The sequence below is a fragment of the Chryseobacterium sp. KBW03 genome (assembly GCF_003852415.1).
GTDB lineage: Bacteria > Bacteroidota > Bacteroidia > Flavobacteriales > Weeksellaceae > Chryseobacterium > Chryseobacterium viscerum.
In genome coordinates this window covers 90908-113244 of record NZ_QAJO01000001.1, presented here as the reverse complement: position 1 = coordinate 113244, position 22337 = coordinate 90908, and the positions used below count along the sequence as shown (strand labels likewise).

Here is a 22337-nt window from a genome sequence, read left to right as displayed (position 1 = left end):
TTTATCTTTATTTTTAATGAGAATGAGCAGCAGGATGTTGATGGAAAACATGCATCATCAATGCCAGTGAAACTCCTAAAACAACCAGGCCAATCTTCGTCCAGTCGATATTGTGATTCTTATTGCTTTCAAAAATAATCACGGATGAGATGTGAAGGAAAATTCCCCCTACAATAGCCAGAAAATAAGGCTGTAGATCAGGATTGAAATAATTTCCTAACAGCATTCCCATTGGAGAAGCCAAAGCAAATAAGGCTACAATGAGGATAGAAGGATATGATGAAGAACTCTTTGATTCTCCTTTTCTATTGAATAAAAATGCCCCCAGAATAAATGAAATAGGAAGATTGTGAAATACAATTCCCCAAAGATAAGGCGACATCTCATGTGTTTCATTGGCAAGAGGAATCCCTTCAATAAAAGCATGGATGAATAATCCTACCATTAAGGCAGCAGGAAGAATATTGTGCTCACTATGATGGTGAAAATGTCCGTGTTCAAAACCTTTGGTAAGGGCTTCCAGAATCATCTGCAGAAGAACTCCTCCAATCACAAATATCCCAAGGCTGTTGCTTCCTGCAGAGGTATAAACCTGCGGAAAAACTTCATTGAGACAGATGGTAATCAAAAACCCGGCACTTAATATCAATAGGTTTTTGGCTAGTTTTTCTTTTTTACCAAAGTGTTTTCCCAGAAATACTCCTGTTACTACACTTAAAATCAGTAAAAGTACTGTTGTCATTATTTTTTCTTAAATAAATTGATGCATCGTGGAGAATTTTCTTTCTTAAATTCATTCAGCTGATAATCTCCCCAGATTTTTATTCTTTCAAAACCACATTCGGAAGCATACGCATGAATGGCTTCTAATGGGTGAAGTTTTACTTTTTCAAAGAAATGAAGCGGCTTACCCTCTGCTTCAAACCTGATATCTTTGATGATATGTCTCCCTTCAATCTTTTTCAGGATCTTAAAATCAATATCACCACGGGTAACAACGGTTTCAGGAACTAACATATTTCTTACATACTCCTCGTTCAGGTAATCCAGTACAAAATATCCTCCAGGTTTTAGCACATTGTAAACAGATTGGAATACTTTTTTGTCATCATTTTCATTGTCGAAATATCCAAAACTTGTAAATAAGTTGAATACAGCATCCATAGGATCCGCATCAATTGGATTTCTCATATCATGAACATCAAAAATCAACGTTTGATTTTCATACTGTTTATCAGATTCAATACTTTGTCTTGAAAGATCCAGTCCCAAAACATCATACCCCAATTTGTTGAGGAAAACAGAGTGTCTTCCCTTTCCGCAGGCAAGATCTATGATTTTCGACTGAGGCGGAAGCTGAAGGTCCGCAGTAAGCTTTGTGATGAAGTTTTCAGCTTCAGTATAGTCTCTGTTGCTATAAAGCAAATGATAATAAGGGGTATCAAACCAAGATTCAAACCATTCCATAATGCAAAAATAACTAAATTTGTGCGGTTAAAAGCAAAGTATTTTACAACATTAAGAGATTGAGAAATTCAATTGGACAATAAGTTACATGGCTAATCTTTTGATTTTAAAAACTTTAAAACTTTTAATTCATACTTATGGATACAGAAAATATAAAAATACAGATAAAGACATTCTTCGGATTGGAGCCTATTCTTGCCGAAGAAATCAAAAAACTGGGTGGAAAAAACGTTGAAATTAAAAACAGAGCAGTAAATTGTGAGGGTGATCTTGGTTTTCTTTATAAAATCAATTATTCTGCAAGAACAGCATTGAAAATCTTAGTGCCAATTCACGAGTTCAAGGCTTTTAATCAACATCAGTTCTATGACAGATTGTTCAAATTTGAATGGGAGAACTTTATGGACGTTAACCAGTCTTTCTCTATTGATGCAACAGTGAACTCTGAAACATTCAAACATTCTCAGTTTGTCACGTTAAAAATGAAGGATGCCATCGTGGATTATTTCCAGGACAAATTCAAAAGACGTCCGAATGTGGAGACCAGAGAACCGGATATCAAATTTCACCTTCATATCGACAGAGAATTGGTGATGATCTCAATGGACTCTTCCGGAGACGCTCTGTTCAAAAGAGGATACAGAAAAGAGCAGGGAGAAGCACCGATCAATGAAGTGTTAGCAAGCGGAATGCTTCAGCTGGCAGGTTGGGATGGAAAAGGAAATTTCCTTGACCCGATGTGTGGTTCCGGTACATTGTTAATTGAAGCAGCGATGATCGCTATGGATCTCCCGGCTCAGATCTTCAGAAAGAGATTCGGATTCCAGAACTGGAAAAATTATGATGCAGATTTGTTTTCAAAAATTAAAGAATTCAGAATCAACAGAGTAAGACAGTTTGATGGAAAGATCGTAGGATATGATATCGATTCAAGAATGCTGAATGCTGCAAGAATAAATGTAGAAGCAGCTGAAATGGAAGATGTTATCGAAATTAAAAAACAGGATTTCTTTGATTCTAAAAAAGAACTTTTCCCTTTATTGATGGTATTCAATCCGCCATACGATGAGAGAATTTCCATCAATGATGATGATTTCTATAAAAAAATCGGAGATACCTTTAAAACCCATTATCCGAATACATTAGCATGGCTGATCTCTTCTGATCTGGAAGCAGTGAAGAAAATCGGATTACGTCCTTCAAGAAAGATCAAACTTTTCAACGGAAAGCTGGAAACGAGATTTTTACAGTACGAGATGTATGAAGGAACGAAGAAGATACACAAACTGGAAGATAAATAAAAATTAGATACAGGCCTTTCGAATCAGGAAGGCCTTTTTATATCAATTCTCCTTTAAATATCATTATCTATGATATTTTTTTAGGCTATTTATTATATTTTAATCACAAATTTTAAAACTGATACATGAAAAAAGTATACGCAGTTATTGCATTAGTCATACTGTATTCTCAAATTTTTTCGCAAGTAATCACCGTTTCGACATTAGCGGGAAATGGGACGGAAGGATATGCGGACGGAAATGTAAATTCTGCAATGTTTAACCGTCCTGCCGGTGTTGCAGTAGACGATACAGGGAATGTTTATGTTGCTGATACAGGAAATTACCGACTTCGTAAAATAACTCCATCAGGAGATGTATCTACTTTAGCTGGAGATGGTACACAAGGGTTTGCAGACGGAAGCCCAAACAATGTTAAATTTAATGGTATTGGTGATCTTGTTATAGATAATTTTGGGAATATTTATGCATCTGATTTTTATAATAACAGAATCAGAAAAGTAAGTCCATCAGGTGATGTTTCTACTTTTGCAGGGAGCGGTATTGCCGGTTTTGCTGATGGCAACAACGCAACAGCACAATTCAAAAACCCCGTTGGATTAGCAATCGACAAGGAAGGAATTGTATATGTTGCTGATCAAAATAATAACAGAATAAGGCGAATAACAGGAGGCCAGGTTACAACAATTGCAGGTGATGGAGCAGCTGGATATATAGATGGCAATGCATTATCAAGCAGGTTTGATTATCCTACAGACATAGAAGTAGTGGGGCAGGATCTATATGTAGTAGATAATTGGAATAATAAAATACGCAAAATATCGTCAGGACAGGTTTCTACTATTTCGGGAAGTAACTATGGATTTGCAGATGGAACATTGGCGAATGCTAAGTTTTATAATCCACTTAAATTGGTTTCAAATAAATCTTTTGATCTATTTATCACTGATACAATGAATAACAGAATTCGCAAAATCTCAGGAAACCAGGTTTCTACTTTATCAGGAAGTATAGTAGGTTTTGAAGACGGGAATGTGGGAAACGCAAAGTTTTATAGTCCAAATGGAATAGCTATTGACAATCAGGGAAACTTATATATTGCAGATGCAGGTAATAATAGAATTCGTAAAATAATGATGAATAGCATCCTTTCTACTAAGGAATTGATGAAAAATAAAGAGATGATTATTTATCCCAATCCTGCAAAAAATGAATTCAGCCTACAATCTCTTACAAATGAATTGTTATTATTGATGGATACTTCGGGTAGAAAGATTCAAAATATCAATTTAAAAGCTGGTAAACTGCAAAATGTAGATATATCTTCTTTGTCTAAAGGTGTTTATATCTTAACTGACGGAAAAACAAAATCAGCGAAAATTATTAAAGAGTAATAGAACTAAGAAAATATAATATGATTGGAGATTTTTTTGAAGTGCTAGACACTCTTTTTTGTATATCCGGGCTGTTAAATTTCGGCTCTGGCTCATCATCACGCTCAAATTCTGACAGAAAGAGCTTGAACTATGATGAAAAGCCTCAAAAGAAGGAATCAAAAAAATCAAAATACTTCACAGAAAAAGTAAGTGCAATAGCTTTAGTATTGGCTGCATTTTCTTTTTTTATTGTTTTTAAAGATCCTTTACCGGAACAAAACTATACACAAACTTTAGTGGTAGCTTCTTTAATAGGAGTAAGCATTTCGTTTTTAATGTTTTTTGTTCTGCATGTACTTGAACTTTATTATTTTAAAACGCTGTTCAAACTGCTTCTTTTCAGCTGTTCAGTGATCGCGTTTTTTATTTCTGTGGTAATGTATATCTATTTTAAATCAGGTTTGTTTATATAGCAGACTTCAGTTTTATATCAAAATAAAAATAGGCTGTATTCATTGTGATACAGCCTATTTTATTTTATCGTGCCAGGGAAGGGGCAAAACCATATTGTTTTTTAAAAGCATGTGAAAAATGCGACAAGTCTTCAAAACCCACTTCCAGAAAAACATCGGACGGCTTTTTATTCTTTTCGGATAAATGATAATAAGCAAGTTCAAGACGCTTTTGAGTGAGCCAGCGCTGTGGTGTCGTTAGGAAAATCCTTCTGAAATCCCGGTTGAAAGTTGATAAACTTCTTCCGGTAAGATATCCGAACCGTTCCAAAGGCATATTGAACATATAATTCTTTTCCATGAAATTAATCAGATCTACTTTTCCCGGTTCATCAAAATCTGCCAGTATAGCATCTATATTCTGATCAATTTCTCTTATAATACTGATGGCCTCAGTAATCTTTAAATGAGCAATATTTTCAGGAAAAGGTCCTTCAACTTCAAAATAAGGAATAAGAGATGCAAGACAGCTGTTCAGAAGTGGATGACTGCTAAAGCTGTGAATACAGGATTTCCGCGGAGTTACTTTCTGTGTAAGATCAATAGAAGCATAAAATTGTTTCAGACGTTCGGTCGTAAGATGCATGACCACCGCTTTATGAGGAAGCCCATCTTTTGGATAATTGATGATCGTGGCAAGATGATTTCTCGGGATGAGGAAAATATCTCCCGCTTTAAAAACATAAGTTTTGTCTGCCTGAATAATTTTCGTTTCTCCGGATATAAACCAAACCAGCATATGGTATTCAAAAACCGTTTCCGTTTTGAACAGTTTGTCGTCATAACTGGAAAGCTTGATATCCGGTGTGAGGTATTGTATCTGGAAATCCATTGTCAAAAGTTTTTCATTACAAATGTATTTAAAAAACACCTATTTCGTATCAAAACGGAACCCCAGCATCTCTTCACTTAGCTTCCACAACCGTTCTGCATTTTTTTTATCGATAGAATAGGGCTGTACCCCACGGATGGTAGCCGGCTCATCAAACCGATGCTCAATTTGACCTTTGTCTGTCTCCGCAATATCACAGTTTTCACAATAAACACCTCCTATTTCATTAAGCTGAGGACTTACAGAGCACCAGATTGTAGTTGCAGCCCCTTGCTGAAGTGTTTTTAGTTGTGCTTCAACCTCCGGTTTGATGTTTCCGTTTTCATCATGCGTTCCAAGCTGTTTAAAAAGTTCAATAGGTTCTTCTCTGCCGAGATCAGTGCCATACACAGAACCCGGATGAAGAGAATACGCTCTGATATTGAATTCTTTTCCTCTTTCATCCAATTCTACAGCAAATAAATTACAGGCTGTTTTTGATTGTCCATACCCTGAAAGAGTATCGTAGTCTCTTTTCTCAAAATTTGGATCTTCAAAATTAAACGGAGACATCTGATGTCCATAAGAAGAAACGTTGATGACTCTCGCTGCCTGTGATTTTTTCAGAGCCGGCCATAATTTTGATGTAAGGTGAAACTGCCCAAGGTAGTTAGTTGCCAGCTGGGATTCAAAACCCCGGCTGTCTCTGCGAAGGGGAACCCACATAATACCTGCATTATTAATAAGAAGATCCAGACTTCTTCCTGACGAGACAAATTTTTCTGCAAAGGCATCAATGGATGCAGGATCCATAAGATCCATTTTTTCAAGTTCAAAATTTTCAATTCCTGAAAGATTTTTTCCAGCTTTTTCAATATCTCTTGCGGGAATAATGACATGTGCTCCGGCTGAAATAAGTGCTTTTGTGGTTTCAAGCCCGATTCCTGCATAACCGCCCGTAATGACGACAGTTTTTCCGGTAAGATCAACTCCTTTAATAACTTCCTGAGCGGTTGAATAGGCATTAAAGCCTGATTGAATAGGTTGCTGTAATGCGCTGATAATTGGTTCCATTTTTTTTGTTTTAAATTTCTATAGCAAAATTAGGAGGGATTCCTTGTGTTCATTTTGTTTAAAATGTCAAATGTGTTGGCTCAGAATTTCACCTTTATATTCTATTCATGGAGACGAGTAAGATCCTATTTGAATTAATTTCTCTGAATAAGCTGTTAAACTGTTTGTAGGTTGTGCTGCGAATAAGTAATTTTGAAAAATTTTCAATTTGAAGCCTACTATTTCCATTGTCGTTGCCATTTACAACCGAAAAGATGAACTTTTTGAGCTGCTGACTTCTCTTACCCAACAGACAGACAGGGAGTTCGAGATGATTATCGTAGATGATGGTTCTCTGATCGATCTGAAGCCTACCATCAAGAATTTTGAAGTAATTCTGGATATTAAATATTTCAGAAAAGATAATTCAGGACCTGGATTAACAAGAAATTATGGAGCGGCAAGAGCAGCGAACGAATGGCTGGTATTTGTAGACAGTGATGTCATTGTTGAAGCAGATTATATTGAACATATCAAAAAAGATATTCAGACCATTCCTTGTGACGCATTTGGGGGGGCAGATAAGGCGCATAAAGGTTTTAATCTGATGCAGAAAGCTATTTCTTATTCTATGACTTCTGTTTTTACAACCGGAGGAATCAGGGGAAGTAAGAAAGCTGTTTCCAAATTCCAACCCAGAAGTTTCAATATGGGGGTGAAAAAGGCTGTTTTTGAAAAGGTTGGCGGATTTTCAGAAATGAGAATAGGGGAAGATCCGGATCTGTCTATGACTCTTTGGGAAAATGGTTTTACTACCGCCTTTTTTGATGATATTGCGGTATATCATAAACGCAGGGTAGATTTCGGTAAATTCTCCAAACAGGTGTATCAGTTTGGCTGTGCAAGACCTATTCTTAATCAGAGACATCCTAATTATGTGAAAATCTCTTTTGCTTTTCCAACTTTGTTTATGTTGGGGTATATAATGGGCTTTCTGGAGTATTTTATCATGGGAAGAGGGATAATCCTTGCTTTTTATGGATTATACACCTTTTTGGTGCTATTTCATGCCTTGCTGCTGACGAAAAATATCAGTATTGCCGGTATGGCAGTTATTTCCACTTATATTCAAATGTTTTCTTACGGGTACGGGTTCTTAAAATCCTGGATCCTACTGAATGTTTTCAGAATGAAACCGGAAGATGCTTTTCCCCATCATTATCATAAGAAATAATTTTAAGTTTCGGCTAAAGCCCATTCCTATTGAATTTCTATTATTAAAAAGTAAAAAAATATACACAGCGTTTGTCATTCCGAAGGAATCTAAACAAGATGTCTGTGATTTAAACAAGAATAAAAAAAGGCTGTTTCATTTGAAACAGCCTTTTTACAATAAATTTAGATGATAGAAATGTTTTCATGGTGGTTAAGAACTCCTACTTTCAGCATACATTCTTTCATTTTATGATAAGTTCTTTTAATGTCGTGGTCAAGGCCGATAGAGAATCTGATCAATCCGTCGGAAATACCTATGGAAGCACGTTCCTCCTCTGGAATTTCAGATGAGGTAGATCTACCTGAGCATGAGAATAAGGTTTTGTAGAACCCTAAGCTTACGGCAAGATAACCCAGGTTTTCTGCCTGCATCATTTCCATCAGTTCATTGGCTTTTTCTGTGGTTCCGGCATCCAGCGTCAATAGTCCTCCGTATCCGTACTCTTCATGAAGCATGCTTTTCATTAATTCATGATTTTTATGAGAAGGTAATCCCGGATAAGATACTTTTAAGCCGTCTTTTTCAAATCTTTCGGCAAGATACATTGCGTTGTGGCTATGTTGTTTTATTCTGATATGTAATGTTCTCAGGTTTTTTAAGATACTTGAAGATCTTAGGCTGTCCATAGTTGGGCCAAGAAGCATACAAGCCCCGGAATTTACATTTTTGGTATCATCGATGAATGATTGTGTTGCACAATATACACCCCCTACAGTATCACTGCTTCCGTTGATGAATTTCGTCAGACTGTGAATCACAACATCTGCCCCAAATAATGTTGGAGAGATAGAAAGAGGGGAGAAGGTATTGTCTACAATCAGTTTCAGATTGTGTTTTTTACAGATTTCGGAAAGTTTTCTAAGGTCTGCTACTTCAAGAAGCGGATTGCTCACACTTTCACAGTAAATAACTTTAGTATTGGGAGTGATTGCTTTCTCTATAGATTCAAAATTGTTGATATCAACAAAAGTGGTTGCTACATTAAACTGAGGAAGGAAATTTTTAAGAAAAGCATACGTTCCTCCGTAGATGGTTCTGCTTGAAATAATATGGTCTCCACTTTTGCATACCTGCATCAAAACAGAAGTAATAGCTCCCATTCCGGATGCTGTAACGTTGGCGGATTCCGTGTTTTCCATCTTGGCAAGAGCCTGTGCCAGATAAAGATTCATCGGGGATGAGTGTCTGGAATACAGATAGCATCCTTCAGCATTTCCTTCGAAAGTATCAAACATGGTCTTTGCAGAAAGAAATGTATAGGTAGAGCTGTCAGAGATAGAAGGATTCACTCCTCCGAATTCACCAAAATACTGAAGATCCTGGATCTCATTGGCTGCGTTAAAGTTTTCCATAAGTATTGTTTTTATTTTATTGTCCCAATTTGCATTAATTTCCTAATAATTACAATATAAATTTGAATTTATAGAATATAAAACTGTAAAATATTGTTTATTTAGAAAAATTATTTAGTATCTTCGGGATTGTTAAACTTTTACCAAAAAAATATCTATGGAACTTGACGAAACGGATAAGAAACTATTACTTTTTTTACAGGAAGACTGTAAACAAACAACCAAAGAACTGTCTGGCAAACTTGGATTGTCTGTTACGGCAATCTACGAGCGTGTAAAAAAGCTTGAAAATGCCGGAATTATTTCAAAATATGTAGCCTTGCTGGACAAGAGTAAAGTTAAGAAAAATTTTATCGTTCTGTGTCACGTAAAATTAAGCCAGCATAAAAAAGAATTTGTACTGCAGTTTGAAAAAGAGGTAATGGACCTTCAGGAAGTTACAGAATGCTTTCATGTAAGCGGAGATTATGATTATATCCTTAAAATAGGAGTGAAGGATATTGAAGACTATCGCAATTTTATGCTGACGAAACTTACAACGCTTCAGCACATTGCAAGTACGCACAGTTCATTTATGATTTCCGAAGTGAAAAATACGACGGCGATCGTATTGTAGACATTAAGCTGTAGGCTCAGATTGTTTTTTCGTTAATAAAAAAAGTAACGGTTTCCGGTTGTTGTATAAGCTGCTCAACATATGGTTTCAACGTTTCAGACGTTAAATCTGTTGTATTGTTGATCTGCAAGCTTCGCAGACTTCCATCTTTCTGTGGAGCAATCAGGATCACGTTTCCATATTTCAGATGGTAAAGTTTCATGTTGACAATGGCAAAATCTTCCTTTTCAAGGGTAGTAAAGGCTGAGAAGTCAATTCTGTTATTGGAAGTCTTTACAAATCCTTGTCCGATTACATCAGGGAAATTTCTTGAAACGATATTCATTTTACTTGAAGTATATTCTTTATCATCAATAAAATCTGTGAGAACAAGAATGGTGAAAAATACTCTGTCTTTATTCTTAACTTTATGAGAATTTAAAGTTCCCCATTTGTTTTCTACAAAGCTTGTATACACAATCCTTTTACCCTGTAGTTTTAAGCCGAAAAAATTACCCAGTGTTCCCACTCCTTTAAAACCGTCTTTCTGAATGCTGTCATAAATTGGATAAGGAAAAACACCATACGTAAAAGGACCTGAATCTTTACCCGGTACTTTAAGTTCTTCTTCCACTCTTTTAAAATCGAGATTCTCTTTTTGATTTTGGGCTTTCAGCTGTTTTTCTCTTACTTTTTTACTGTTTTCGTTAGATTGAGCAGAAGATAAGCTGACAAAGAAGAGTAGGATAAGGGCTAAATAGAATTTCATATTTATTGTATTGTTCGGTTGGTTATTGGTTTTGTTAGTTCTTATTGATCTCCTTTGGTGATTTTATCGATGAAATAATGTAGTCTTTTAATATCTGCTCTTCCTTTATTGCTTTCATTTAAGAAACATGTTGTTACAATCACCATTTTCAGATCAGGAATGACACAGATCAGCTGACCTCCGTAGCCCGTTGCTACAAAAGCCTGATGTCCATTGGTTTTTCTTCGCCACCAATAATAGCCGTATCCGTTTGCATTGGGCATTACATCCCATGAATCCAGCTTTACCTGTTCAGAAGTTGATTCCTGAATCCATTTTTGAGATACAATCTGTTTGCCGCTAAGTTTTCCGTTGTTAAGGATCATTGTTCCAAATTTCAGCATATCATCCGGTTTCATAAAAAGCTCTGAGCCTGCAAAATTTCTATCCATTGAATCCGTATCCCATCTGGTGATATTCATTTTTAAAGGTCTAAACAGATTTTCATTGGCAAATTGTTTCAAGCTGGTTTTTACTATTTTTGATAAGGCAGCCCCGAAAAGATGGCTTTCACCACTGTTATAGTTGAATACAGTTCCGGGATATTCTTCAAAAGGTAAATCCAGAACAAATCTTACCGGATCACCGGAGAAAGACATGGCTGTCGAAATTTTTGAATTTTCAACCCAGTCGAAACCTCCCTGCATTGTCAACAGATTTTTTAGTGTTAACGTGTTTCTGATAGAATCATGAAGAACTTTCCCTTCGATATTGGAAATGTTTTTGAATCTGCTTCTTGAAATATTGTATTCCGGAAGGATTTTTAAAACCGGAGTATTGAGATTGGGAAGTATATTTTTATCTTTTGCAATGCCTGCCAGAACAGATACGATACTTTTGGTAACAGATTTTACACTGAAGGTGGTATCTTTATTGGCTCCGTGAAAATAGTGTTCATACAGAAGCCTGCCGTTTTGGGTAACAATGAAAGAACCCAAGGATGGAATGCTGTCATTGATTTCCTTGGTGAATTTGTCTTCAAATTCTTTTGGTAATTCCTTGTTGAAAGCCGCCTGTGATTTTACTTTAGGGCAGAATAGGATAAGACATAGCATTGTCAAAACCTGCAGTACTTGCTTGGATCTCATTGTTTAAAAAAGGAGGGATAAATAATTAGTTGATAAGAATATACGTTAAATCGAACCAGAATTCAGTGATTTAACGTATACTTTCAATGCCTCTAAATTATGAAAAACAATGAAATTTTAAAATATATTTTATCGAATATTTTTAATTTTTTCCAGGAGTTCAGACATTCAGTTTTAGGGTGTCTTTTTAATCTTTCAATGTATTGAAAACTATACCAAAACTCCGTTTTTAGAAACAATAGGATCCGGAAGGTCTGTTTCTCCGCTCATCTGAAGTAAGTCAATTTCAATAGTTCTGCAGATAGAAAGCATAGGGACATCAAACATCAATCCCGCAAAGGGGTTTTCAGAATAATCTCCTACCAGTTCCATGATGATATAGATCCATCCGATAATGATACAGAACGGAATAGAGGTCCAGATTCCCCAGTCACCCAGTTTTGCAAACTCATTCACTAATCCTAATGGGAGAAGCATAATAAAAAGGATATTAAAAACAAAAGCCGTACTGGCAAATTGTCTTGGCGAAGGGAATTTTTTGATTCTTTCTGCCTGTCCCTGAAAATTATAGAATTCATTCAAACTGTTCTGCAGTTGAGTTTGATTAAAATCTGTGATGACATTCATATTTTTGAGCTCATTGATGTCTTTTGCCTGTTGGGCAATAAGATAAGTAGCAAAGTTTTTATAATCATTTTTAAGATCATATTCTTCTTCCGAAAGATATTTGTGCAGGAAAATAGGGGCTCTTCCGTAATCCGGAAATCCTGCTTTGATCAATCTGTTTCTTCTCAGGTTGATATTTCCGAATTTATTATTTTCCGTACTGATATGCTCCCATTCTGTAGGAACAAGAAGTTGTTCGCGGAAAGTATACAACCACGCAATGTGACGGTAAACAATTCTTCTTTTACGGTCTTCAAGATCAAACACCCCAATTTCTTCATTTTTGGTATCGAAAGCATACACCATGGAAGCAAACGAACGGCTTGAGTTCACAATTCCGCCCCATATTTTTCTGGCTTCCCAAAGTCTGTCATAGGCCTGGTTGTTTTTAAAACCTACAAGGAATGCTTCTGCTGTACCAATCAGTGCAACAGGAACCCATGGAATCGTCATCCAGTGCCAGTTGAAGAAATAAAAGAAAACAGCAATTAATGTACACCAGATAGAGATTAGGATAAGATGTACACCGGCCAGATTGAGAACCTGTTTATAATTGACGTATTTGGTTGTGATCATAAAGATGGGTGTGTTTTGCGTGTATAGACAAAATAAATACCAAACTGTAATTGATTTTATTTTGTAATGCCTTTCAGATAATGGATCGTTGGGTTTTCTTGGTTTATAATGGGCTAGAATTGAGATTGATAATCTTAAATAAAAGTAATGAAAAAATTGCATAAAAAAACCTCTAAAAATTTTTAGAGGTTTTAATTTTATATAAAATTAATATTTCAGCATTTCTTCAATCTTATTGCTGAGTTTTTCAGCATTTGGAAGCATTTCTTTTTCCAGTACCAGATTAATAGGAACTGCAGGAACATCAAGTGATCCCATTGTTTCTACAGGGGCATCCAGATATTTGAAGCAGTTTTTGGAAATACGGTGTGCAAAAGCTTCTGCAAAAGAGTTGTTAAGCTGTTCTTCTGTAAGAACGATACATTTTCCATGAGCTTTCACTCTTTCGAAAACAAGTTCTTCGTCAAGAGGAATTAATGTTCTTAAATCAATTACTTCAACTCTTCCATTGAAATTCTTGGCCGCTTCTTTAGCCCAGTAAACTCCCATTCCGTAGGTAACAACTAATAAGGTTCTTCCTTTCTCAGTTTCATCCTTGTCAGCTTCGATGATTACTTTACCTTTTCCAAACGGAAGAACATAGTCTTCAGCCGGTTCTATTGTTTTAGCATCTTCAGTTCCCGGAACTTTGCTCCAGTATAATCCTTTGTGCTCCAGCATCACTACTGGGTTTGGATCGTAATACGCTGCTTTTAATAAACCTTTAAAATCTGCTGCATTACTTGGATAGGCTATTTTGATTCCTTTGATGTTGGCTAAAATACTTTCAACACTTCCACTGTGGTAAGGACCGCCACCACCGTATGCTCCGATTGGAACACGGATGATGTTGCTTACAGGGAATTTTCCGCCACTTAAATAACTTGATTTTGATATCTCCGTAATTAACTGGTTGATTCCCGGGTAAATATAATCTGCAAATTGAACTTCAACGATTGGTTTTAATCCTACAGCACTCATCCCGGCTGTAGATCCAATAATATACGCTTCCTGAATCGCGGTATTGAATACTCTCTTGCTTCCGAATTTTTTTCCTAACGTTACCGTTTCGCGGAAAACTCCACCAATTCTTTCTCCTACATCTTGTCCGTAAAGAAGAGCTTCAGGGTGTTTCCACATCAATTCCTGTATCGCATGGATGGCAGCATCTACCATTACAATTTTTTCTCCGTTGGCAGGCTCGCGTGTTCCTGTTTCCTCTGTAATAGGAGTAGGAGCAAAAACGTGCTGCATTACAGTTTCAGGCTTCGGATCTTCAGCGTTTTTAGCTTTTTCAAAAGCTTCTTCTGCTTCAAGACGGGCCTTTTTCGTGATTTGCTTTAAAAGATCTTCATCAGTACCTGTTTCCAGTAAATGTTTTCTAAGGATTTCTCCCGGATCTTTAGCTCTATGTTTTGTTAAATCTTCTTCGTCTCTATAGAATTCTCTTCTTACTCCGGAAGTATGGTGTCCGATCAGTACAGTTTTTGCACAGACAACCAAAGGTTTTCTTTCTGTTCTTACAAAATCCACGGCTTTTTTCATGGCCTCGAAACTTTCCACGAAATCAGTTCCGTCTACTCTCATTCTGCTCAAACCAGTGAATCCAGCTACAAAATCATAAGCATCACAAGTTCTTGCTTCATCTTTTGTTACGGAAATTCCCCACTCATTATCCTGTACAAGGAAAATAATAGGAAGCTGATGCAAAGCAGCAAATTGTAAAGCTTCACTTACCTCACCTTCAGTAACAGAATTGTCTCCAAGGCTGCATACAACTACAGGATTGTTTTCAAATTCCTGAAGATTAAAATCCTGAATATATTTGATTCCCTGTGCTACTCCTGTAGTAGGAATAGTCTGCATTCCGGTTGCAGAACTCTGGTGAACAATTTTTGGTTTGTTTTCGTCTCTGCTGGAAGGGTGGGAGTAGTATGATCTTCCTCCTGAAAAAGGATCATCAGCTTTAGCTAATAATTGAAGCATTAATTGGTAAGGTTCAAAACCTATACCTAAAAGGATGCTTTCATCTCTATAATAAGGAGAAACCCAGTCTTCTTTCTTAAGCTGATAAGCTGTTGCAAGCTGGATGGCTTCGTGACCCCTTGAAGTACTGTGAACATATTTACATACATTTCTGTTTTCTTCGTAAATATCAGCCATTGCTTTGGCCAGCATCATATGATTATACGCCTTGAGTAGTATATCTTGAGAAACTTTTTCGTGAAGTGCATTTTCCATAGGAAGCAAATATACATAAAAAAACAAAATACTAACAACTGTTAGTATTTTGTGTAAAATCTTTGTTTATATAGGTTATTCCTTGATCACTTTTTTGGAAATAACATCTTTGTCTGTTTTTACTTCAATGATGTAAATTCCTTTTGTGTAAGTAGATAAATCTACTGGTTCCTTCTCATTATTGATGGTACCGCTTTGTAGTTTTTTACCTGTAAGGTCGTAAACATTGAAAGTAGACTTTTTAGGTGCTTTTAAAATGTTTGTAAAATCCTTTGTAATGGTAGGGGAAATCGCGAGATTATTAAGAGGATTGGTAATGTCTTTAGTTCCTAATAACTCAGTAAATCCTGTTACGATGACAGAATAATTTTGAGGGGCATTTCCGCCTGTATTATTTTTCAGTATGCCTTTATTGGTGATCTCTATTTTATAAGTTCTTCCTGCAACAGGAGCATCTACTATTACCTGTTCTACGTTGTCTACCGTATTATCTCCTTTTGTAGCTGGAGTCATTGGATTGTTGGCATCTAGTTTCCATGGATAATAAATAGTGTTTGTAGTAGTATCAGTAATCTTTAGATCCAGATCATTAATCAATTTAGAACTTCTGTTATTGTAAATATTGCTCCATTGATTAGTAAAGTTTGTGAATTCAGGATCAATCCAGGATATTGTTACTTTTAACGGTTCAGACCCGGACGCCTTAACTGTCTTTACATTAGCAACTCCGCTATTTAATACTTCATCATTAAAAATAATACTGTTGTTGGATTTTCCTACAAGAAGTTCAGCTCCTTTTTTGGCGTCAATAAAGCCCCATCCAAATTGAGGATCAGGACCTATGTTGCCTGCTTCTTTCGCTGAATGCACCATTAAGGTTTTTGCTGATGCAGCATTTAATAAACTGCCTCCAAATAGCTGCTTATTAACCTGTGTCCAAAGTCCAATAATACCCGTTACTACAGGAGCAGAATAAGAGGTTCCATCCCCTATGTTGATTTTACTTCCTCCTGTACTGGTATTATCAGTCCATGCACTGGCAACACTTGTCCCCACAGCTGTAATATCCGGTTTGATACCTCCGTCATCTCTTGGGCCAGCACTGCTGTAAACGGAATGGATAACATCCGAGGAAGCTGTATATCTTCCATCGTTAGTCGTTATTCTATCTGCGGCTCCTACCACAATAATATTTTTCCCAAGAGAACCAATCCCTATACAGTCATATCCCTGTGCGCAATTATTAGGAGGTAGAGTATCAGTTGCAGCAAATTCTACAAAATTCCCTGAGTTATCTTTGTAATATTTTTTATAAGTACTAGTGTCGGCACTAGGTCCTTCACCAAATGAGTTTCCTGCCGATTTTACAATGATATAAGAAGGATTGTTGTATACAATCTGGTCATAATCACGGTCGTTTGTGAGATATGTTCCCTGAGCATCAAAAGAGGTGTTTGGACTGGCAAAAGTACCATTCCATACCCATGCAGGTTCATTGTTAACCAATTGAGGGTCTGCCCATCCCTGATTACTTCCATAAGAATGGTTGGAAACATTAGGCTGTGCCTTTACGATTTTTTGAAAAACGGTACTTTGTACAGTTTCACCATCCAAAACAGATGTTCCAAAAGCATAAGCATCTATTGTAGAGTTGGGTGCAATTCCTTTGAAATTAACCTGTCTTGTTGTCCCATTCGTAAATGTTACTGTATATGGATAATCTTTCGCACCTATAAAACTGGAAACAGCTGTTGCGTGGTCACCATAATTGACACTGCTGCTTTCTTTATTGGTAATTCTGTTAGGAAGATTGTTAAAGAAGACGTGGTTTGCAAATACTCTTGCTACGCCGGAAGCAGTACTACCATCAAAAATAGTAAACTTAATACCGTCTCCGTTAAAAGATCCCGTTAAGCCAGTAATATTTCCTCCCTGCAAAAAATCAGAATTGGAATTTTTAATCTGATCCATATCGTGAGCCTGAAAAAAATAAGGCTTATTGTCTGGTAAAAAGCCTGCAAGATTAGTTCTTTGCAGTTCAATTTCTTTTAAAACTTCAGGGGCTTTATTAGAACCATATCTTTTAGATACATAGGCATCGAACTTTTCGTTGTTGTCTATTCTCTGACGTTCAAATAATCTATTTAATTCTTCATTGTTTTGTGCATTTATTAGCGTTATGGCTAAAGTACTGAGTAAAAGTAGTTGTTTCTTCATTTTGGGTAGTAAATTGTTAAAACTATAGTGAATCAAAATTATGCTAAAATTTTAATAATTAATAAGTTTTAATAAATAAGTCTAATTTTTTAAGGTAATTTTAATTTATGTTTTAATTTGTTAAAAAGATTTTTTGAAAATCTCTTATTTTGTTGTGTTTTGTAAATATTATTGATTGTTTATATGGCTGCTATAAAGCAATATTTAGAAAAAATGAAGTAACTTTACATTCTCTTTTTTATAAAAAAGTTAGAAAATTATATGTATTTAATTTTTGACACAGAAACAACCGGTTTACCAAAAAATTTCAACGCTCCGCTTTCAGATTCGGATAACTGGCCAAGAATGGTTCAGATCGCATGGCAGTTGCACGACGATGACGGGAAGTTGATTGAAAACCAGGATTATATAATAAAGCCTGAAGGGTATGATATTCCCTTTAACGCGGCAAGAATTCACGGGATTACAACGAAAATTGCAAATGAAGAAGGACGAGACCTTCAGGAGATTCTTGAAGAGTTTTCTAAAGTCCTTGAAAGAACAAGAGTTGTTTCCGGACATAATGTAGAGTTCGACTACAATATTGTAGGGGCAGAATTTTACAGGAAAAACCTGAATGATAATCTACAGGAAAAACCCAAAGCAGATACGATGATTTTGGGGACCGACTTCTGTCAGCTTGGCGGAGGACGAGGGGGCCGATACAAATCTCCGAAATTGGAAGAATTGTATGAAAAGCTTTATGGGAATAAATTTGATGAAGCCCATAATGCAGCAGCTGACGTAAATGCTACGGCCAGTGCCTTCTTCGAAATGATAAGAATAGGGGTGGTTCCTGCTGAAACACTAAAGATCTCAGAAGACCAGCTGGCTTATTTCAAGAGTCTTTATCCAGATCCGATCAAGCCTTTTAATATCGTTATCAGAAGGCAGGTTGCAGATTTTCATAACAAGAAAAAGCAGCAGGATTTTGGAAGTATTGATGAAATTGATTTAGGGAAATATTTCAATTTTGATAATCACAGTGTTTTTTCTACACTTACGGCTACTTCAAGCATCAATGATCTGATCAAAAAAGCTACTGATGAAAATTTCCCTGCTGTCGGAATGGTAGATCTTGGGAACATGATGGGCGCTTTTAAGTTCGTTTCAGCAGTGGAAGGAACGAATGGTGACAGAGTAAAAAAGCATAAAGAATATTTAGCAAAAAAACAGGAAGCAGAAGAAAACGGAGAAGAATTTAATGAAGCAGAACCAGTTTCAGAACCGTTAATTCCCGTTGTGGGCTGCGAATTTTATATTTCAGAACGTTACGAGCAGAAACAATTTACAAAAGATGATCCCGATAGAAGAACGCAGGTTGTTTTGTTGGCGAAAGATTTTGAAGGCTATAAAAATTTAGCAAAACTTTCAAGTATAGGTTTCCTTAAAGGGTTCTATTTTGGAGTTCCAAGGATCAGTCGTGAATTGATAGCTGAATATAAAGAAGGTTTGATAGCGCTGACTTCAGGAATTCTGGGAGATATTCCCGATGCTATTTTAAATACCGGTGAACAAAAAGGGGAGGAGCTTTTCAAATGGTGGAAAGATACCTTTGAAGATGATTTCTATGTTCAGATTCAAAATCATAAACTGCCTGAAGAAGAGCATTTGAATGATGTCTTACTGCATTTTGCAGATAAATATAATGTTAAAATTTTAGCACAGAACGAAACTTTTTATTCTAATAAAGACGATTCTAATATTCAGGATATTGTAAGCTGTATCAAAGATGGAGAAAAGCTGACAACTCCTGTTGGAAAAGGCTTTGGAAAGAGAAGAGGGTTAGCTACAGGAGAATATTACATCAAAAATTCTGACGAAATAAAAGAAGCTTTTTTGGCGTATCCTGATGCTTTTGATACCTATGAAGAATTCACTGCAAAATTTAAACCGTATACCTTAAAAAGAGACGTTTTACTTCCTAAATTCGATATTCCTGAAGAGTTTATTCATGCTGAAGACGATATTGACGGAGGGAAACGTGGGGAGATGGCCTATTTGACCCATTTAACCTATGAAGGAGCGAAAAAAAGATATGTAGAAACCGGAATCACAGACGAAATTAAAGAACGTTTAGATTTTGAACTGGAAGTTGTCGCCAACACTGGTTATCCCGGTTATTTCCTGATTGTACAGGATTTTTGTAACGAAGCAAGGAAAATGGGCGTTTGGGTTGGTCCCGGCCGTGGTTCTGCCGCAGGTTCTGCCGTAGCTTATTGCACGGGAATTACGAACGTAGATCCTATTAAATATGATTTGCTTTTTGAGCGTTTTTTGAATCCTGAAAGGATTTCCATGCCCGATATTGATATCGATTTTGATGATGAAGGACGTGATAAAATTATCAAATGGGTAGTTGAAAAATACGGTAAAAATCAGGTAGCACAGATTATTACCTACTCGGTTCTGGGAGGGAAATCGGCGATTAAAGATGCGGGAAGAGTTTTGGACGTTCCGATTCCTGATACCAATAATATCGCGAAACTAATTCCGCCAAGCCCGGGGATGAACATTGCAAAAGCTTTATCTAAATATGATAAACTAAAACCGGAAGAACAGATGCTTGTTGATGAAATGAGATATGTTCTTAACACTCCGGGTGATAACCGTCATGATGTGCTTGCGAGTGCAAAAAAGATGGAAGGCTGTATCAGAAATACAGGTATTCATGCCTGTGGGGTGATTATTACTCCTGAAGATGTAAGTAATCTGGTTCCGGTAACGATTGCGGCAAAAGATGCCGATATTTTGGTGTCTCAGTTTGACAACTCGGTGGCGGAAAGTGCAGGTCTATTGAAAATGGACTTCCTGGGGCTGAGAACTTTGACCATCATTAAGGATGCATTGAAGCTTGTAAAGGCAAGATATGGTTTGGATATTGATCCGGATCTTATTCCGCTTGACGATACGAAAACCTATCAGTTATTTAAAGAAGGAAGAACAGTTGGTATTTTCCAGTATGAAAGTCCGGGGATGCAAAAATACATGAGAGAGCTTAAGCCAACAGTTTTTGCCGATCTTATTGCCATGAATGCCCTGTACCGTCCGGGTCCGATTAAATATATTCCAAACTTTATCAACAGAAAACACGGGATTGAAGATATTGTTTATGACTTACCGGAGACTGAAGAATATTTAAAAGAAACATACGGAATTACGGTTTACCAGGAACAGGTAATGCTTTTGTCTCAGAAATTGGCCAACTTTACCAAAGGTGAAGCCGATACTCTGAGAAAAGCAATGGGTAAAAAGCAAATCGATGTTCTGAATAAAATGTACCCTAAATTCATTGAAGGAGGTAGAAAAAACAACCTGAATGAGGAAAGATTAGAAAAAATCTGGAACGACTGGAAAGCCTTTGCAGAATATGCCTTCAATAAATCCCACTCAACGTGTTATGCATTTATCGCGTATCAAACGGCTTATTTAAAAGCCAATTATCCTGCTGAATATATGGCGAGTGTAATGAGTAATAACATCAACAATACAGAAGCTATTACCATGTTTATGGAAGATTGTAAAAGTATGGGAGTTGATGTTTTGGGTCCTGATGTGAATGAATCTCAATATAAATTCTCTGTAAATGAGAAAGGGCAGATTCGTTTTGGTCTGGGAGCAATTAAAGGTATTGGAGAAGGTCCGAGTGAAGGAATTACACGAGAAAGAGCGAACGGAAGATTTAAAAATATTTATGATTTTTTTGAAAGAATTCTGCCTTCGCAAATGAATAAAAGAGTAGCGGAAAGTTTGGTTTTGGCTGGAGGTTTTGATGAATTGAGTTCTTTCCACAGAGGTCAGTATTTTGATATTGATATGGCTGGAAGAACAAATATAGAAAGACTGATTAGGTACGGACAAAGCTTTCAGGAAAGTAAAAATGAGATGGAACACTCTCTTTTTGCAGATTTTGCTGAAGAAGTTCAGATTGAGCAGCCGAAATTGGCACCCTGTCCGGAATGGCCAAACATGCATAAGCTTAACAAAGAAAAAGAAACCATTGGATTTTACCTTTCTGCACATCCTTTGGATGAATTTAAATACCAATATCAGTTTATGCAGGGACGGCTTTCTCAAAAGTCAGTTTTAGAAAAAGATGATGAGGGAAAAACAGTAGCAGACGAAGCTCCGATTCTCGAAAAAGACTCTATTGATGAGGTTGCAGATCTTGTAGAAATTGTTTCTGATGACATTGTTGCCGGTGAAGAGGAAGAAATTATAGAAGAGGTTACAAAAAAAGCTGAGCCGAAAGGAGTTTTTCATTTTTTGAATCTCGATGAAGTTGATGCATATAAAGAACAGGCTTTTGCAAATAAACAGGAGGAGCTTTTTGAAGAAAAGAAAAAAGACTGGAAAACTTTGCAGAAAGAAAGAGAAAATGGAGGTGGCGGAAAAGAATATACCGTTGCAGGTTTGATTACGGAATATGTGGTAAAAGACGGTTTCAGAAGTGGTGAGAAAGTTGCCTTTGTAACGCTTGAAGATTATTCTGGGTCATATTCATTCAGATTGGGAGATCGTGATTATATGAGGCTGAAGGAAAAGCTGGAAGTTCAGAGGTTTGTTATCTTCAAAATAAAATTTGCTCAGGTGAAAGACGGCAGAGTCTTCGTTAATGTAAATGATGTGATAGAGCTTCAGGAAGCATTTGAGCGATTTGCCAAGAGTATATCTTTGGTGATGGATGTGATGGATGTAAGACCGGAAGATCTGGATTTTTTCAGAACAGTTCTTGATAGGAATAAAGGAAATCAAAAACTGAAATTCTTTATTAAAAATATTGAAGATGATTCTCATATTGAAGTACAGTCTATGAAACATTCAGTAGACCTGACTGGAGATTTGATTAAAGAAATCCAACTTCTTAATAAATATGAGTTTTATTTAAACTAAAAAAAATAATATATAAACAAAAAAAGA

The 22337-nt window shown here is 36.4% G+C and carries 15 protein-coding genes; 5 read left to right on the top strand and 10 right to left on the bottom strand.

The window, feature by feature from the left end; translation table 11 throughout:
- Nucleotides 1-13: 13 nt before the first annotated feature.
- Both DBR39_RS00415 and DBR39_RS00410 read right to left on the bottom strand, forming a co-directional pair.
- Nucleotides 14-742 (bottom strand): ZIP family metal transporter, encoded by a 729-nt coding sequence (locus DBR39_RS00415; protein ID WP_124530366.1) that lies wholly within the window; start codon nucleotides 740-742, stop codon nucleotides 14-16.
- Complete coding sequence (locus DBR39_RS00410) at nucleotides 742-1467, bottom strand: class I SAM-dependent DNA methyltransferase (RefSeq protein WP_124530365.1); 726 nt, start codon at nucleotides 1465-1467, stop codon at nucleotides 742-744. The genes DBR39_RS00415 and DBR39_RS00410 overlap by 1 nt, the downstream gene beginning before the upstream one ends.
- A gap of 137 nt (nucleotides 1468-1604) precedes the next feature.
- Between DBR39_RS00410 and DBR39_RS00405 the strand changes: the two genes are divergently transcribed.
- The gene (locus DBR39_RS00405) at nucleotides 1605-2768 is read left to right on the top strand and encodes a class I SAM-dependent RNA methyltransferase (RefSeq protein ID WP_124530364.1); all 1164 of its coding nucleotides are present in this window, start codon (nucleotides 1605-1607) and stop codon (nucleotides 2766-2768) included.
- Nucleotides 2769-2893: 125 nt separating this feature from the next.
- Nucleotides 2894-4162: a T9SS type A sorting domain-containing protein gene (locus tag DBR39_RS00400; RefSeq protein WP_124530363.1), complete on the top strand. Its 1269-nt coding sequence runs from the start codon at nucleotides 2894-2896 to the stop codon at nucleotides 4160-4162.
- A gap of 519 nt (nucleotides 4163-4681) precedes the next feature.
- Here the strand turns inward: DBR39_RS00400 and DBR39_RS00390 are convergent.
- On the bottom strand, nucleotides 4682-5488 hold the full coding sequence (locus DBR39_RS00390) for an AraC family transcriptional regulator (protein WP_124530361.1): 807 nt from the start codon (nucleotides 5486-5488) through the stop codon (nucleotides 4682-4684).
- A 39-nt stretch (nucleotides 5489-5527) separates the two neighbouring features.
- Entirely contained in the window at nucleotides 5528-6541 is a 1014-nt protein-coding gene (locus tag DBR39_RS00385) for an SDR family NAD(P)-dependent oxidoreductase (protein WP_124530360.1), read from the bottom strand.
- 208 nt (nucleotides 6542-6749) lie between these two features.
- Between DBR39_RS00385 and DBR39_RS00380 the strand changes: the two genes are divergently transcribed.
- Nucleotides 6750-7754, top strand: coding sequence for a glycosyltransferase (locus DBR39_RS00380; protein ID WP_124530359.1), 1005 nt, complete (start codon nucleotides 6750-6752; stop codon nucleotides 7752-7754).
- Nucleotides 7755-7918: 164 nt separating this feature from the next.
- Here the strand turns inward: DBR39_RS00380 and DBR39_RS00375 are convergent, their stop codons facing one another.
- Complete coding sequence (locus DBR39_RS00375; protein WP_124530358.1) at nucleotides 7919-9148, bottom strand: aminotransferase class I/II-fold pyridoxal phosphate-dependent enzyme; 1230 nt, start codon at nucleotides 9146-9148, stop codon at nucleotides 7919-7921.
- A 157-nt stretch (nucleotides 9149-9305) separates the two neighbouring features.
- Between DBR39_RS00375 and DBR39_RS00370 the strand changes: the two genes are divergently transcribed.
- Complete coding sequence (locus DBR39_RS00370; protein WP_103232073.1) at nucleotides 9306-9764, top strand: Lrp/AsnC family transcriptional regulator; 459 nt, start codon at nucleotides 9306-9308, stop codon at nucleotides 9762-9764.
- 16 nt (nucleotides 9765-9780) lie between these two features.
- Here the strand turns inward: DBR39_RS00370 and DBR39_RS00365 are convergent, their stop codons facing one another.
- From DBR39_RS00365 to DBR39_RS00345, 5 genes are all read right to left on the bottom strand, one after another.
- Nucleotides 9781-10512 carry a hypothetical protein gene (locus DBR39_RS00365; protein WP_124530357.1) on the bottom strand — a complete coding sequence of 244 codons (732 nt, stop codon included), beginning with the start codon at nucleotides 10510-10512 and terminating at the stop codon, nucleotides 9781-9783.
- A 41-nt stretch (nucleotides 10513-10553) separates the two neighbouring features.
- Complete coding sequence (locus tag DBR39_RS00360; protein WP_124530356.1) at nucleotides 10554-11639, bottom strand: serine hydrolase domain-containing protein; 1086 nt, start codon at nucleotides 11637-11639, stop codon at nucleotides 10554-10556.
- A gap of 210 nt (nucleotides 11640-11849) precedes the next feature.
- Nucleotides 11850-12881: a bestrophin family protein gene (locus DBR39_RS00355; RefSeq protein ID WP_124530355.1), complete on the bottom strand. Its 1032-nt coding sequence runs from the start codon at nucleotides 12879-12881 to the stop codon at nucleotides 11850-11852.
- Nucleotides 12882-13088: 207 nt separating this feature from the next.
- Nucleotides 13089-15161: a thiamine pyrophosphate-dependent enzyme gene (locus DBR39_RS00350; RefSeq protein ID WP_124530354.1), complete on the bottom strand. Its 2073-nt coding sequence runs from the start codon at nucleotides 15159-15161 to the stop codon at nucleotides 13089-13091.
- Nucleotides 15162-15236: 75 nt separating this feature from the next.
- Nucleotides 15237-17378, bottom strand: coding sequence for a S8 family peptidase (locus DBR39_RS00345; protein ID WP_124530353.1), 2142 nt, complete (start codon nucleotides 17376-17378; stop codon nucleotides 15237-15239).
- Between the two features lie 261 nt (nucleotides 17379-17639).
- On the opposite strand from DBR39_RS00345, the gene dnaE reads away from it, so the two are divergent.
- The gene (gene dnaE, locus DBR39_RS00340; protein WP_124530352.1) at nucleotides 17640-22310 is read left to right on the top strand and encodes a DNA polymerase III subunit alpha; all 4671 of its coding nucleotides are present in this window, start codon (nucleotides 17640-17642) and stop codon (nucleotides 22308-22310) included.
- Nucleotides 22311-22337: the final 27 nt, after the last annotated feature.

Bases quoted from the DNA above. Each gene is read 5' to 3' on its own strand.
- DBR39_RS00415 (WP_124530366.1), bottom strand. From the start codon at position 742: ATGACAACAGTACTTTTACTGATTTTAAGTGTAGTAACAGGAGTATTT.
- DBR39_RS00410 (WP_124530365.1), bottom strand. From the start codon at position 1,467: ATGGAATGGTTTGAATCTTGGTTTGATACCCCTTATTATCATTTGCTT.
- DBR39_RS00405 (WP_124530364.1), top strand. From the start codon at position 1,605: ATGGATACAGAAAATATAAAAATACAGATAAAGACATTCTTCGGATTG.
- DBR39_RS00400 (WP_124530363.1), top strand. From the start codon at position 2,894: ATGAAAAAAGTATACGCAGTTATTGCATTAGTCATACTGTATTCTCAA.
- DBR39_RS00390 (WP_124530361.1), bottom strand. From the start codon at position 5,488: ATGGATTTCCAGATACAATACCTCACACCGGATATCAAGCTTTCCAGT.
- DBR39_RS00385 (WP_124530360.1), bottom strand. From the start codon at position 6,541: ATGGAACCAATTATCAGCGCATTACAGCAACCTATTCAATCAGGCTTT.
- DBR39_RS00375 (WP_124530358.1), bottom strand. From the start codon at position 9,148: ATGGAAAACTTTAACGCAGCCAATGAGATCCAGGATCTTCAGTATTTT.
- DBR39_RS00370 (WP_103232073.1), top strand. From the start codon at position 9,306: ATGGAACTTGACGAAACGGATAAGAAACTATTACTTTTTTTACAGGAA.
- DBR39_RS00365 (WP_124530357.1), bottom strand. From the start codon at position 10,512: ATGAAATTCTATTTAGCCCTTATCCTACTCTTCTTTGTCAGCTTATCT.
- DBR39_RS00360 (WP_124530356.1), bottom strand. From the start codon at position 11,639: ATGAGATCCAAGCAAGTACTGCAGGTTTTGACAATGCTATGTCTTATC.
- DBR39_RS00355 (WP_124530355.1), bottom strand. From the start codon at position 12,881: ATGATCACAACCAAATACGTCAATTATAAACAGGTTCTCAATCTGGCC.
- DBR39_RS00350 (WP_124530354.1), bottom strand. From the start codon at position 15,161: ATGGAAAATGCACTTCACGAAAAAGTTTCTCAAGATATACTACTCAAG.
- DBR39_RS00345 (WP_124530353.1), bottom strand. From the start codon at position 17,378: ATGAAGAAACAACTACTTTTACTCAGTACTTTAGCCATAACGCTAATA.
- dnaE (WP_124530352.1), top strand. From the start codon at position 17,640: ATGTATTTAATTTTTGACACAGAAACAACCGGTTTACCAAAAAATTTC.